Source organism: Bradyrhizobium sp. USDA 4353 (assembly GCF_054063215.1).
In genome coordinates this window covers 5,974,988-5,988,259 of sequence record NZ_JBSSGB010000001.1, presented here as the reverse complement: position 1 = coordinate 5,988,259, position 13,272 = coordinate 5,974,988, and the positions used below count along the sequence as shown (strand labels likewise).

The window sequence follows — 13,272 nt, the reverse complement described above, 5'->3', positions numbered from 1 at the left end:
GGGGATCGAGAAGGATCATGGGAGGGCGGGCGAACACGGGCGGCGGAGGGGCTGGCCTCCCGGGCTGCGAGCGTCTAACAAGCGCCCCGAAGTCGGACCAGGCCTCGCCATGACACGCGGCGCGGGCTCGGACCGCGGGGCAGAGAGGGAGCGCCACATGCAACAGCCGAACGTCCCCGAGCGGCTCGATCTGGCCGCGATGGTCGCCGACCTCAACGCTCTGCTGCGGCTGAAGACCACCGTGATCGGCATCAAGATGTTCGCGAGTGTCGCAGACATGGAGGCGGTGGAGAAGATCCGCCGGCCCAATGCGGTGCACACCACCGACCAGATCGTCAGCATGGCCGCGCGGCTCGGCTGGACAGTCGGCATTACCGGCGACGATCTCGTCGGCGCGCAGTGCCGCGCCGTGATCGGGCTCGGCCCGCAGGACGAGACATGGCTGAAGGGCGAAGGCTATGTCGGCGTCTGGCATGGCACCGCGGAGGACGCGCGCAAGCGGCAGGAGGCGCTCGACGTGGTGCCATCAGGCCGCTACCAGGCAATGGCCGTCAGCCCGCTGGCGAGCGGCCGGCTCGATCCGCCGGACATCTGCCTCGTCTATGCCACGCCGGGCCAGATGATCATCCTGATCAACGGCCTGCAATATGTCGGCTACAAGAAGTTCGAATGGGGCGTCGTCGGCGAGACCGCTTGCGCCGATTCCTGGGGCCGCGCGCTGAAGACCGGCGAGCCCAGCCTGTCGCTGCCATGCTTCGCCGAGCGCCGCTATGGCGGTGTGCCCGACGAGGAGATGCTGATGGCTTTGAAGCCGGCCGATCTGGCCAAGGCAATCGGCGGCATGAAGCAACTCGCCAAGAACGGCCTGCGCTATCCGATCGCGCCTTATGGCATCCAGAACGACGTCCGCGCGGGCATGAGCGTGTCGTATGGAAAAAAGTGACCGACGTGCTCCGCCAGACGGAGCAACTGATTTACAGCTGATCGCTAGGGAACAAGAATGACGTCATCCAAATTCGACCTCGTCGTCTACGGCGCCACGGGCTTCACGGGCAAGCTCGTCGCCGAATATCTCGCCACACAGTATCGCGGCGACAGCTCGCTGCGCTGGGCGATGGCCGGCCGCAGTCTCGACAAGCTCGCCGCGGTCCGTGACGAAATTGGCGCGCCGGCGGATACGCCGCTGATCGCAGCCGATGCGTCCAATCCGGAGTCGCTGAAGGCGATGGTGGCGCAGACCAAGCTGGTACTGACCACCGTCGGTCCGTATCAGCTCTATGGCAACGAGCTCGTCGCGCTCTGCGCCGAAGCCGGCACCGACTACGTCGATCTCTGCGGCGAGCCGGTGTGGATGCGGCAGATGATCGATAAGCATCAGGCGACAGCCGAGACAAGCGGCGCGCGCATCGTGTTCTCCTGCGGCTTCGATTCCGTGCCGTTCGAGCTCGGCGTCTACTTCGTGCAGCAGCAGGCGAAAAAGGTGCTCGGCGCGCCTGCCGCCCGCGTCAAGGGCCGCGTCCGCGGCATGAGCGGGACGCTCTCGGGCGGCACCGCCGCGAGCGCCAAGGCGACGTTCGATGCGGTCGCCAAGGATCTCAGCCTCGTCTCGATCCTGAAGGATTTCTTCGCGCTGACGCCGGGCTTCAAGGGCCCGAAGCAGCCGGCCGGCAACAAGCCTCTCTATGAGGACGACCTGCAGTCCTGGGCCGCACCGTTCATGATGGCGCTGATCAACACCCGCAATGTCCACCGCTCCAACATGCTGATGGGTTTCCCCTACGGTCAGGACTTCGTCTATGACGAGATGGTGCTGACGGGCCAGGGCGAGAAGGGCGAGGCCAACGCCAAGAAGGTGATGGCGGCGAACGCCGAGAAGACCGGCCCGAACGCGCCGAAGCCGGGCGAGGGCCCCTCGAAGGAGGAGCGCGACAACGGCTACTACAACCTCCTCTTTGTTGCGATCGGACCCGACGGCCGCCAGGTCCGCGCCACCGTCAAGGGCGACCGCGATCCTGGCTACGGCTCGACCTCGAAGATGATCTCTGAATGCGCGGTCGGCCTGCTGCGCGATGGCGCCAGCGTGAAGGGTGGCTTCTGGACCCCGGGCGCAGCGCTCCAGGATAGCCTGATCAAGCGTCTCGTCGACAACGCCGGCTTGACGTTCACGGCTGAGGACTAAGAGTGAGGGGCGAGCCGATCTCCGCGGATCGGCTCGCAGCCTGATGGGCGCGGGTGGCGGCGATCATGCCCCACATCGTGCCGAGCATCAGGAAGAAGTGCCGCCAATGGTCGGTGTCGATGATGAAGCTTTCGCCGACCGTGCCGAGGAAGGCGGAGAATATCGCGATATAGGTGCGCTGCCACGGCACGCGCACGAACAAATAGCGGAAGCCGAGAATGACGGTGGTGAAGACCAGGGCGGGGTAGCAGATGCCGGACAGCCAGCCGCCCGACATGAAGGCGTTCAGATAGGAGTTGTGGGTGTCCTCGGGGAAGTAGTTGTGGAACTGCAGCGGCCCGATCCCGAACGGCAGATCGAGCGCCATGTCGGCGCCGAGGATGTGCCGGCCGAAGCGGCCGAAACGGCCCTCGTCGTAGCTCTGGTCGAAGCTCGCTCGCTGCTTGAACATGTCGGCGATGGAATCGATGGAGAGGAGCACGCCGACCAGAACGAGCCCTGCCACCGCCGCGGCGAGCGTCATGACGATGATGCGGGACCGCTCGCCCCGCGTCTGGCTGGTGAGCACCATCAGCACCAGCATGAAGGCCGCGGTGAGCACGAGGCCGCCCCAGGCTGCGCGCGAGAAGGCGAGCAGGATCGCGAGCGCCATGACGCCGAGCGCGAAGCTCGCGCGCAAGGTTGCGGCGAGGCGGGCGGTGACGACGTTCTGCAGCGCGAGCAGCGCCGGCAGGATCAGGAATGCGCCGAGCACGTTCGGGTCCTTGAACGTGCCGCGCGCACGGCCATACAGCGTGAGGAGGTCGTAGCCGCCGGGTACGAGATGAAAATAGCCGGCGACACCGGCAAGCCCGGCGATCGCGCCGCCCATCACGAGGCCGCGCCGGAGCATGTCGAGCCGCGCCGCGGTGTCTTCGGCGGTGACCATGGCCAGCAGCATGGCCGTGACCGCCATGTACCAGGAGGTTGCGATCCAGCTCGCGATCTTGGAATCGTCGAGCAGCGGAACGGCGCTGATCGTATAGCCGAGATTGACTAGGAAGAGGAGCAGAAGGAGAGGCACGAAGACCGCGCGCAGCCTGATACCGGTGGCGACGAACACTGCGGCGGAGGCGAGGGTCACCAGCTCATAGGGGCTCGGTTCGATGAAGACGATCGCGCCGGAGGCTCCGATCAGCCAGACGAGCACGCGCTGCAGGCCGATCACGCCCGGAGGAGCGATCGGCCTCGACGCAAACTCTCCGGCTGCCGCCGTGTACGCCATCACGAACTCACACTCATACGCAACATCAGGCGGGACCGGCCATACCAAAACATGAAGCGGGCTTACGCCCAATCCGGGTCCCCGAAATCAGTAGGCGTTCTCGCTCTTCGTCATCAACGCCAGCGGCGTCTTCAGCAGGATGTAGAGATCGAACAGCACGGACCAGTTCTCGATGTAATAGAGGTCGAACTCGACGCGCTTCTGGATCTTCTCCTGATTGTCGATCTCGCCGCGCCAGCCATTGATCTGCGCCCAGCCGGTGATGCCCGGCTTGACGCGGTGGCGGGCGAAGTAGCCGTCGACAGCCTCGTCGAACATCCGGTTCTGCAGCTTGCCCTGCACGGCATGCGGCCGGGGACCGACGAGCGAGAGATTGCCCTTGAAGACCACGTTGAACAGCTGCGGCAGCTCGTCGAGGCTGGTCTTGCGGATGAAGCGGCCGACGCGGGTCACGCGCGGGTCGTTCTTGGTGACGACCTTCGACGCCGTCGGATCGGCCTGATGATGATACAGCGAGCGGAATTTGAAGACGTCGATCCGCTCATTGTTGAAGCCGAACCGCTTCTGCCGGAACAGCACCGGTCCCGGACTGTCGAGCTTGATCGCGAGCGCCACCAGCGCCATCACCGGGAGCGCGAGCAGCAGGATCAGGCCGCCGACCACCCGGTCGAACAGCAGCTTCATCACGAGGTCCCAATCCGTGATCGGCGCCTCGAACACATCGAGCGTCGGGACGGCGCCGATATAGGAGTAAGAGCGGGGACGGAAGCGGAGCTTGTTGGTATGCGCCGACAATCGGATGTCGACCGGCAACACCCACAGCTTCTTCAGCATGTCGAGGATGCGCGTCTCGGCCGAGATCGGCAGCGCGAACAGCACGAGATCGACGCGGGTGCGGCGAGCGAACTCGACGATATCGTCGACCTTGCCGAGCTTGGGCGAGCCGGCGCACGTCTCGAGCGCACGGGAGTCGTTGCGGTCATCGAACACGCCGAGGATCTCGATCTCGGAATCGTCCTGCGCCTTCAGCGCGCGCACCAAGTCTTCGCCGCTCTGGTCGGCGCCGACGATGATCGTGCGTCGGTCAAGGCGACCCTGTCTCGCCCAGCTGCGGATCAGGTTGCGCAGCACGACGCGGCTCGCGATCAGCGCGCCGAGCCCGATGAAGAAGAACGCCGCAAGCCACAAACGGGAGACCTCGCTGCCGATCTTGGCGAAGAAGGACAGCCCGATGAACAGCAGGAAGACGAAGCAATAGGACGAGATCATCCGGGTCATCTGCCGCACCTGGGCGCGGAAGACCTGGACCTGGTAGATGTCTGCGGCCTGGAAGCACACCACTGCGCTCACCGCCAAGCCAAGGATGGCAACGAGATACTCCCAGTGGAATCCGCTGAGCGGTACGACGTAGCCGAAGTAAACGAGGCTGCCGACGATGCTCAGCAGCATGAAGTCCGTGATGCGGACGATACCGGCGAGAACGATCGGAGAGTAGGCGCGGTGAAACCTTCTGATTGGCGACAGCAAGGGCCGCCGGCGACAGACGCCGACGCCGCTCAACAGCCGGCCGTCCGGCCGCGGCGGTCGATGCGGCCGTGGCGGCCGCAGCATCCAACATCGAGCGAGCGTTGATCGGTTCCACAGTCGTACAAGCCCGGATTATGTTTGTTAGTATTCATGGTCATGTAAGCGCTGAAAGCGCCGGGGGAAATTCCCCACCGACGGGATTAATTGGTAAATCGGAAGAAACGGTTAGCGATGGTAAATGACGTCAGGTCTTGGTAAACGCTTCGCGGTAGCTGTCGAGCACGCCCTCGACCATCGCCTTCTGCGAGAAGTGCTGGAAGATGCGTTCGCGCAGCGCCTTGGCGCGCAGCTGCGCAGTGGCGGGATCGTCGAGCGCCGCTGCGATCGCATCCGCCATCGCGACGGCATTGCCCGGCATGAACAGCGCCTCGCTGTGCGGCCCGAAGATCTCTGGGATGCCGCCGATCCTCGCCGCGATCATCGGAATGCCGGCAGCTCCAGCTTCGATCACGACATAGGGCATGGAGTCGCCGCGCGAGGGGACGACGAGCAGGCGGCCTTTGGAAAATCCGTCACGCGCCTTCACGTGTCCGATGAAGCGCACGGCATTGGTCAAACCCAGACGCTCGACCTGGGCCTTGAGCCTAGGCATCTCTTCGCCGTCGCCGCCCAGTGTGAGTGTCACTGGCCGGCCCCGGTCGCGCAGCTGCGCTACGGCATCGATCAGAAGATCCGCACCCTTGATGTGCCGGAACTCACCGACATAAGCGAGATCGGTCTGATCCGCGGCCGCCGTGACCGGATCGAATTCGCCGGCGGTCACGCCGTTGAAGACGCAATGAACGAGGCCCTGGGGATGGCCGATCATGCGCTCATAGGTGTCGCGGGCGAACGCGCTCTCGAACAGGAAAAGGTCGGTCCGGTTCATCAGCGCCCGCTCGAGCCGTCCGTAGAGCGCGCCCTTCAGCGTGTTGCGCGGATAGTGCAGGGAGCCGCCGTGGGGCGTGTAGATGCGGATCGCGCCGGGGCGGTGCGGAAGCATGCGGACGAACGCGCCGGCCTTGGCGCCGTGACCGTGCAGCACGTCCGGATCGATGTTGCGCGCCAGCCGGTAAAACCGGCTCAACGCCACGACATCGGTCGGCCAGGGCTCGCGATGAATGGCGATGCGATGCACACCGAGCGTCAATCGCGGCGCAATCTGCGCCAGCGCCGCATCCGCGCGTTCGCCTCCGGTCAGGCTGTCTGCGACGATGCCGACATCGTGTCCACGATCGACCTGGCCGTTGGCAAGGTCGAGAATGTGCCGGAAGATGCCGCCGACCGGCGCCCGGACGGCATGAAGGATCTTCAGCGGCTTGTGAGGAGACGGGACCATGTCGCGCTCGTCAGCGCCATCGGCTGCGACCTGCCAGGCGCCGCTGCGAGAGCTGATCTGACGACTGGCGGATAGAGGAAGCACGGGCGCCTCTCGTCTCATTCCTGTGATAGTATTCTCTCGATAGATTGCTGATGGTTAACAAAGTCTCAATTGATCTCCCTCGATGCCGTTCTGGTTGCGACATTGTGACGATCTGGCGCAAGCCGAGCTCAACTCCAAAGTCAGGATCTCCCATGTTTGCTGCGAGGATCGCTGGATGGTTTTCCGGTTAACCCGTCAGCAACCTTAATGGAGTGTAATTGTACCACGTATAGTAGCGGCGTGGCGTGGATCCCGCGGGAGTCGATGATGCAGTTGGCGTTCTGGCGTGCCGACAGGAAGAAGAAAGGGGCTGATGAGGCTTCCGTTCAGCCTGTGAGAAGTTCGCCGTCTTCGGTCGAGCCCGTCCCATCCGGCGATCTCGACATCCGGCTGATCGGTCGTGCTTTGGCGCGCAAGCGTGGTTTCATTCTGCTGCCGACGCTGCTTGCCCTGGGCCTGGCAGTGACGGCGGTCAACCTGATCACGCCGCGCTACAGGTCCGAAGCGCGCATCCTGATCGACGGCCGCGAGAACGTGTTCTTGCGTCCGAACAGCGAGCGCGTCGAAGAGCGTCAGGCGCTCGATGCCGAGGCGGTGGCGAGCCAGGTGCAGCTGGTACTGTCGCGCGATCTGGCCCGTGACATCATCAGGAAGAACAAGCTCAACGAGCTGCCGGAGTTCGATTCCGTCTTGCGCGGCGTGTCGCCGTTGAAGTCGATTGCCGCGATGCTCGGCCTGGTCAAGGATCCGCTGGCGATGACGCCGGACGAGCGCGTCATGGATGCCTATTATGAGCGCCTGACCGTCTATGCCGTGGACAAGTCGCGCGTCCTCGTCGTCGAATTCCAGTCGCAGGATCCCGATCTCGCCGCCCAGGTCGCCAACTCCATTGCCGACGGCTACCTCGTCGTTCAGCAGAATGCCCGCCAGGCTCAGGCCAAGTCGGCGAGCCAGTGGCTGGCCGGAGAAATTCAGGGCCTGCGCAAGAAGGTCGAGGAGGCCGAAGCACGCGTCGAGGAGTTCCGCGCCAAGTCGAACTCCTTCATGGGCACAAATAACACCTCGCTGTCCAACCAGCAGATGGGCGAGGTCAGCACCCAGCTCAACAATGCGCGCGCGCTGAAATCCGATGCCGAGACCAAGGCGCGGCTGATCCGTGAGATGCTGCAAAGCGGCCAGCCGATCGAGGCCTCTGAGGTCCTCAATTCGGAGCTGATGCGACGCCTGTCCGAGCAGCGCGTGAACCTGCGCGCGCAGCTCGCGGAGCAATCGTCGACGCTGCTCGACAACCATCCGCGTATCAAGGAGCTGAAGGCGCAGCTGGCCGATCTCGACCGCCAGATCCGCGACGAGGCCGGCAAGATCTCGCGCTCGCTCGACAGTGATGCGCGCATCGCCGACGGACGGGTGCAGATGCTCAGCCAGAGCCTCGATCAGGCTAAGAAGCAGGCGGCGTCGACCAATGGCCAGGATGTTCAGCTCCGGGCGCTCGAGCGCGAAGCCAAGGCGCAGCGCGACCTGCTGGAGTCCTATCTCGCCAAGTATCGCGACGCCAACAGCCGCGAAACCCTCGACACGCCGCCGGCGGAAGGGCGGATCATTTCGCGGGCGGTGGTGTCGAACACGCCGGCCTATCCGAAGAAGCTGCCGATCGTGCTGATCGCGACGCTGGCCACGTTGATGCTCACCTCCGGCGTGGTCATCACCGGTGAGCTGCTGCGTCTCACTGCGCCGCGCGCAACAGCTCTTGCGCCGATCGCGCCGGTCGTCGTCGCGGTAGCGCCGACGGCACGCGTCGAGCCGGTGATGGCGGCTCCTGCACTGTCCGTCGCTGCTCCTCCAGTGGTCAATGCGCCTGCCGTCGTCGCGCAAGTCGTCCCTCCGTCTCCAATTGTCGTCACTCCGCCACCCGCCGCCGTCTCGCCACAGGCTCCCGAGCCGGTGAAGCCCGCGCCGCCGCCCTTGACCGAGCTAGACCAGCTCGCGGCCGGCTTGCTCGCCGCCGGCGAGGCCGCCCGCAAGGTTACAGTGCTCGGCACGGCGGGCAGCGAGGCCGTCACGACCACCGCCTTGTTGCTCGCCCGCACCATGGCGCGCGAGGCGCGGGTGGTGCTCGTCGACCTCGCCGGCCGGCCCCAGCTGCTCGCCAGCCTCTCGGTCGACCCGGCGGCGCCCGGGCTGATCGAGCTGATGCTGGGCGAGGCGACGTTCGCGTCCATCATCACCAAGGACCAGGCCTCGCGGCTGCATCTCGTCAACGCCGGCCGGCCCGGCGCCGATCGTAACCAGCTGCAGTCGCCGCGGCTCGTGCTCGCGATCGACGCGCTGCTGCGGGTCTACGACCACGTGCTGCTCGATGCCGGCAACGCCTCCGACCTGCCGGCCGAGCTGCTGACGACGTCAGCGCGTGCCGTCGTGGTGCCCGATCCCGCCATGCCTGCGGAGGCGCGCAGCCAGATGAGCGAGCAGCTGCGCGAGGTCGGCTTCGGCGCCGTCGCGATGCTGACGGCGCCGGTCGGGACCCACCACAACCAGCCGGGGCCGCGCGGCGTCGCGGCTTAATCGTCGTCCTTCGCGTTGCCCGTTCGTGGCTGCAGCGCGCCGCGGAGACGCTGCGCGAGCCGGAACAGGGCAGGGCTGTGCTTGACGGCATGCTTCGCCCGTCCGATCGCCGCCATGGCGCCCGCGGCCACGCGGCCGCGCGCGGTGAGCGGGATGAAGCTGTCGAAGATCGGCTCGTCGTCCTTGCAGAACACCCGCTTGTAGTCGTCGGAGCCGATGCCGAGATCGAGCGCGCGGAACTCCTGTTGCGCATAGTGATCGATGATCGAGCGCATCAGGATCAGCCCCGGGCTCCAGCGTGCATTCTCAGACAACGTGTAGGTGTTGAACATCATCGAGAAGCGCGTGCCGTCGGCGACGCCTGCGAACAATGCAATGATCTCGGCGTCGCAACGCAATGCGTGAATCTCGATGGCGCGGCGACCGCAGCCGAGCTTCGTCATGCAGGCATGCCGCACGAAGGCTTCGATGCCCGGCTCGGCGAACACGTTCGGCAGCTTCTGCTCGGCCATTCGGATCGGCTTGGTGCAAAAGAACCAGTCCAGCATCTCGCCGATTTCGGCGTCGCTGTCGGCGATCATGTAACGATAGCCGGGCAGCGCCTGCAGCTTCTTCTCCTTGCTCTTGAGCCGCTTGCGAAACGAGCTCGACAGCAGCGTCGTCGGCGCGGCGCCCGGCGGTATCAGAAGCACCGGGCAGTCGTTCACCGACGGCTGGTGCGGCCAGTGCGCCAGCGGGTTGGCGAGATCGCGCCATAGCTTCGGCTGTTGGCTCAGGGCGAGCACGTCGGCGCCGCCATGGTCGCGCAGCGCGGACAGCAACGCGTCGAGATCGCGGGCACCCGCGCGCCCGGCGAAGTCGCGATCCATCAACTGCATATTGAATGTGGTGTGCTTGCCGCCCATGAAGCTCGCGATGCGGACGCCGCAGGCATGCCGCAACGTCAGCGGCAGCAGCAGCAACGGGCGACGCTCGGCGTCGCGGCCGACCACGATGAACGGTGTCGCTTGCTCGCTCTGGCCGACCTCGCGCTGCCAGGCGCCGAGCAGGTCGAAGCGCTGATAGGGCGTCGAGAGATGCTGCGGCCCCTCCAGCGCCCGCCAGACGGGTTCGGCGGCTGCGAGATCGGAGATGACCTCGATATGCGCTATTCCCGACGGCAGCCAACGCGCGGGCGCCTCGGCCGTCCGGCTCTCGATCACGGCGGCCATGGTCATCGCGCAGCTCGCGTTGTCGTGGAATTTCGTGGCTGGTTCCGCCGACCCTCGCAAAGAAGTCTCAACAAAAGGTAATGCAATGATCGCGTCCCAAATCGGGAAAACGGACGAAAAGATGTGTTCAAATCGGCGGCGGCCACCCGATCTCGAAAGAAAATCCTCGTAAAGATCACGTGGCGGCGACTGTGACGCGATCGCGCCATCGTCGCTCAGCATCAGGTGGGCGCGAGCGGCCGCGTTTCAAGGGCCATATTTCGGAAAGGGCGTAGGATTGTCGTCGGACAGGAGGTGGCTACGGAGCGCCCGGCTCGAACTGGCCTATTTTGCAGGCGGCACGCTGACGGCCTCACGCGCGACACGCGGCGCCGGCGTCATCCTGCGGTTCGAACGGGTGCGGCCGCGCCGCAAGGGACCGTTTCAGCCGCTGAAGTCGGCCGAGATCACGCCGCGCTTTCTCGATGACGTCATCCGGGCGCTGAAGCGCTGGGGCTATGACATCATATCGCTCGACGAGTCCTGCGACCGCTCCGTGCGGCTTGCCGACCGCAGCCGCTTCGCCTGCCTGACCTTCGACGGCGCCTGGAAAGACATCGTCACGCATGCCTATCCGGTGCTGTCGCGTCATGCCGTGCCGTTCACGGTCTACGTGCCCACCGCGTTTCCGGATGGGCTCGGCGAGGCGTGGTGGCTCGCTTTGGAGGCGCTCATTGCCCGCGAGGCCCGCGTCAGCCTGGTGATCGATCATCGCGAGCAGCGCTTCTCGGTGTTCAAGCCAGCCGAAAAGGCCGAGCTGTTCGCCTATCTGCATGGCTGGCTCCGCAAGCTGCCAGCGGCGGAGCTGTCGGTCGCGATCCGCGATCTCTGCTCGCGCCATGGATTCGATCTGTCGGCCCTGACGCGCGAGGCGTCGATGGATTGGGCCGATATCTCCAGACTGGCGGCCGATCCCAACGTCACCATCGGCAGCGCCACCGTGAACTATCCGGTGCTCGCGCATCTCAAGGACGCCGACGCGCAGCGCGAGATCGCGATGGGCAAGGCGGTGCTGGAAACGGCGCTGCGCCGGCGGGTCCGGCATATGGCGTATCCGTTCGGCGACGCCGAATCGTTCCGGCGCAGCGACGCCGTGCTCGCTGAGCAGGCCGGCTTCGTCAGCGCGGCGACCACGATCGGCGGCGTCGTCCAGAGCGAGGGACACACCGAACTCCGTATGCTGCCGCGGATCGCCTGGGACGGCCGCTCGCGCTCGCTGCGGGCATTGAAGGTGCTGATGGCCGGGGTGACCCTGCCGCGACAAAAATTCGCGGCGCGACCCGAGCTCGATCTTGGCTGATCAGCCCGGTCGATCAGCTTTCCTGCGCCGGATCGGGGCGCAGCATCCAGCTCACGATCGGCATCGCCGGCAGCACCCAGCCCATGCCGACGACGACGTAATACACCGCCTGCATCCAGCCGGAATTGGCGATCAGGGGGAATTGCGCCAGCACCATGCCCATCATCGACCAGGCGAAGGCGAGCAGCAGCAGGGCGATGGCGCCGATCAATTTGCGGGTGCGGATGGTCATGACGGGAATGTCAGCCTGGGTTTAGGGCGGCGCGGCTTGCGCGGGAATTCACCGGGATTATAAGGGCCTGACAGCTTAGGTTCAATCGAGCGCTCAACCTCCATGACCACGGTTCCCCACGCCAGAGACACTGCCGCGATCCGCGTCTGGCTCTCGATCGTTGCTGGCCTGATCGCGTTGATGGTGCTGGTTGGCGGCGCGACCCGGCTGACCGAATCCGGACTGTCCATCGTCGAATGGAAGCCGGTCACCGGCACGCTGCCGCCACTCTCGGAGCAGGCCTGGACCGACGCGTTCGAAGCCTACAAGCAGATCCCGCAATACCGGCAGATGAATGCCGGCATGACCTTGCACGAGTTCAAGACGATCTTCTGGTGGGAGTGGGGTCATCGGCTGCTCGGCCGCGTCATCGGCATGGTCTATCTGCTGCCGTTCCTGTGGTTCTTGTGGCGTGGCGTCGTGTCGGGGCCGCTCGGCCGCCGTCTGTGGCTGATCTTCGGCCTGGGCGCGCTGCAGGGCGCCGTCGGCTGGTGGATGGTGGCGTCGGGACTGACCGAGCGCACCGAGGTGGCGCCGGTCCGGCTGGCGACGCATCTGTCGCTGGCGCTGCTGATCTTCGCGTCGATCGTCTGGACCTTGCGTCGGCTCAAGCCGCGCGACGAGGCCGAGGTGCCGGCCCGGCTGCGGCTGACCGCCTGGGTGCTGGTCGGCATGACCTTCGTGCAACTCTATCTCGGCGCCCTGGTCGCGGGGCTCCGCGCCGGTCTGGTCTACAACACCTGGCCGGAGATCGACGGCGCCTGGATCCCGAACGCGGCTAATCTGTGGGCCCATTCGCCCTGGTGGCTCAATCTGTTCGAGAACCATCTGACGGTGCAGTTGATGCATCGCATGACCGCCTATACGCTGCTGGCGCTGGCGGCCTGGCACGCTTTCGACGTGATGCGCGCGAGCGCCGGTCGCAACGTGGTGCGCGGCGCGCACCGGCTGCTTGCGGCCATCCTGGTGCAAGCCGTGCTCGGCATCGCGACCTTGCTGATGGTGGTGCCGATCTCGCTGGCGCTGTTGCATCAGGGCACGGCTATCATCGTGCTGACGTTTGCGGTGCTGCAGGCGGAGCGGATGTCGCCGCGGCGGGTGGCTGCGGTCACCGTGCCGCAGGCGGCCGTGGCTGCGGGGCAGGTCGGGTAAAGCACGGCGCTTCGATTTCGTTAGCAGGCACACTTCCTCACCCTCGCGCGCCGATTACGCCGAGTCATGCGGTTCGTCTCACCCTCGAAACACGCGAGGGCGCAGGGAAGGCCGGATGCCTGGCCGGCACCCATGGCCCGCGTGCAACAAGAAAAGCACGCGGCGGTCACCACAGGTACGGCCTGGAAACACCCGGCCTTCCCTGCGCGATGGTTTTAACGCTTATACGCGATCTCCCCGGGGAACGGGCTGTCTTGCCCCCGTCACCTCATGCAATGCGTGAGCATCGACACGAGACTTAGCGC

9 protein-coding genes and 1 pseudogene are annotated in these 13,272 nt (G+C 65.6%); 5 read left to right on the top strand and 5 right to left on the bottom strand.

What is annotated here, in order from left to right; all coding sequences use genetic code 11:
- Positions 1–157: 157 nt before the first annotated feature.
- Positions 158–943: a DUF169 domain-containing protein gene (locus ACVILH_RS27190; protein ID WP_456715626.1), complete on the top strand. Its 786-nt coding sequence runs from the start codon at positions 158–160 to the stop codon at positions 941–943.
- A gap of 57 nt (positions 944–1,000) precedes the next feature.
- A complete protein-coding gene (locus tag ACVILH_RS27185; RefSeq protein WP_456715625.1) occupies positions 1,001–2,179 on the top strand; it encodes a saccharopine dehydrogenase family protein in 1,179 nt (392 codons plus the stop codon).
- Here the strand turns inward: ACVILH_RS27185 and ACVILH_RS27180 are convergent.
- The 3 genes and pseudogenes from ACVILH_RS27180 to ACVILH_RS27170 all read right to left on the bottom strand — a co-directional run bounded on the left by ACVILH_RS27180 (position 2,163) and on the right by ACVILH_RS27170 (position 6,348).
- The gene (locus ACVILH_RS27180; protein WP_456715624.1) at positions 2,163–3,443 is read right to left on the bottom strand and encodes an O-antigen ligase family protein; all 1,281 of its coding nucleotides are present in this window, start codon (positions 3,441–3,443) and stop codon (positions 2,163–2,165) included. The two genes, ACVILH_RS27185 and ACVILH_RS27180, sit on opposite strands and share 17 nt — an antisense overlap.
- A gap of 87 nt (positions 3,444–3,530) precedes the next feature.
- Positions 3,531–5,085, bottom strand: a pseudogene (locus ACVILH_RS27175) (undecaprenyl-phosphate glucose phosphotransferase).
- 129 nt (positions 5,086–5,214) lie between these two features.
- The gene (locus tag ACVILH_RS27170) at positions 5,215–6,348 is read right to left on the bottom strand and encodes a glycosyltransferase family 4 protein (RefSeq protein WP_456715623.1); all 1,134 of its coding nucleotides are present in this window, start codon (positions 6,346–6,348) and stop codon (positions 5,215–5,217) included.
- Between the two features lie 351 nt (positions 6,349–6,699).
- Between ACVILH_RS27170 and ACVILH_RS27165 the strand changes: the two genes are divergently transcribed.
- Positions 6,700–8,994, top strand: coding sequence for a GumC family protein (locus ACVILH_RS27165; protein WP_456717086.1), 2,295 nt, complete (start codon positions 6,700–6,702; stop codon positions 8,992–8,994).
- On the opposite strand, the gene ACVILH_RS27160 is transcribed toward ACVILH_RS27165, so the two are convergent.
- Positions 8,991–10,211 carry a GNAT family N-acetyltransferase gene (locus tag ACVILH_RS27160; protein ID WP_456715622.1) on the bottom strand — a complete coding sequence of 407 codons (1,221 nt, stop codon included), beginning with the start codon at positions 10,209–10,211 and terminating at the stop codon, positions 8,991–8,993. The two genes, ACVILH_RS27165 and ACVILH_RS27160, sit on opposite strands and share 4 nt — an antisense overlap.
- 271 nt (positions 10,212–10,482) lie before the next feature.
- Between ACVILH_RS27160 and ACVILH_RS27155 the strand changes: the two genes are divergently transcribed.
- Complete coding sequence (locus ACVILH_RS27155; RefSeq protein WP_456715621.1) at positions 10,483–11,544, top strand: polysaccharide deacetylase family protein; 1,062 nt, start codon at positions 10,483–10,485, stop codon at positions 11,542–11,544.
- Between the two features lie 13 nt (positions 11,545–11,557).
- Here ACVILH_RS27155 and ACVILH_RS27150 read toward each other — a convergent pair whose 3' ends face one another.
- Positions 11,558–11,776, bottom strand: a complete 219-nt coding sequence (locus ACVILH_RS27150; protein WP_006611053.1) for a DUF2842 domain-containing protein — start codon at positions 11,774–11,776, stop codon at positions 11,558–11,560.
- Positions 11,777–11,878: 102 nt separating this feature from the next.
- Here ACVILH_RS27150 and ACVILH_RS27145 point away from each other — a divergent pair, with 102 nt between their 5' ends.
- Entirely contained in the window at positions 11,879–12,967 is a 1,089-nt protein-coding gene (locus tag ACVILH_RS27145; RefSeq protein WP_456715620.1) for a COX15/CtaA family protein, read from the top strand.
- The last annotated feature ends 305 nt before the right edge of the window (positions 12,968–13,272 follow it).

Bases quoted from the DNA above. Each gene is read 5' to 3' on its own strand.
- ACVILH_RS27190 (WP_456715626.1), top strand. From the start codon at position 158: ATGCAACAGCCGAACGTCCCCGAGCGGCTCGATCTGGCCGCGATGGTC.
- ACVILH_RS27185 (WP_456715625.1), top strand. From the start codon at position 1,001: ATGACGTCATCCAAATTCGACCTCGTCGTCTACGGCGCCACGGGCTTC.
- ACVILH_RS27180 (WP_456715624.1), bottom strand. From the start codon at position 3,443: ATGGCGTACACGGCGGCAGCCGGAGAGTTTGCGTCGAGGCCGATCGCT.
- ACVILH_RS27170 (WP_456715623.1), bottom strand. From the start codon at position 6,348: ATGGTCCCGTCTCCTCACAAGCCGCTGAAGATCCTTCATGCCGTCCGG.
- ACVILH_RS27165 (WP_456717086.1), top strand. From the start codon at position 6,700: ATGCAGTTGGCGTTCTGGCGTGCCGACAGGAAGAAGAAAGGGGCTGAT.
- ACVILH_RS27160 (WP_456715622.1), bottom strand. From the start codon at position 10,211: ATGACCATGGCCGCCGTGATCGAGAGCCGGACGGCCGAGGCGCCCGCG.
- ACVILH_RS27150 (WP_006611053.1), bottom strand. From the start codon at position 11,776: ATGACCATCCGCACCCGCAAATTGATCGGCGCCATCGCCCTGCTGCTG.
- ACVILH_RS27145 (WP_456715620.1), top strand. From the start codon at position 11,879: ATGACCACGGTTCCCCACGCCAGAGACACTGCCGCGATCCGCGTCTGG.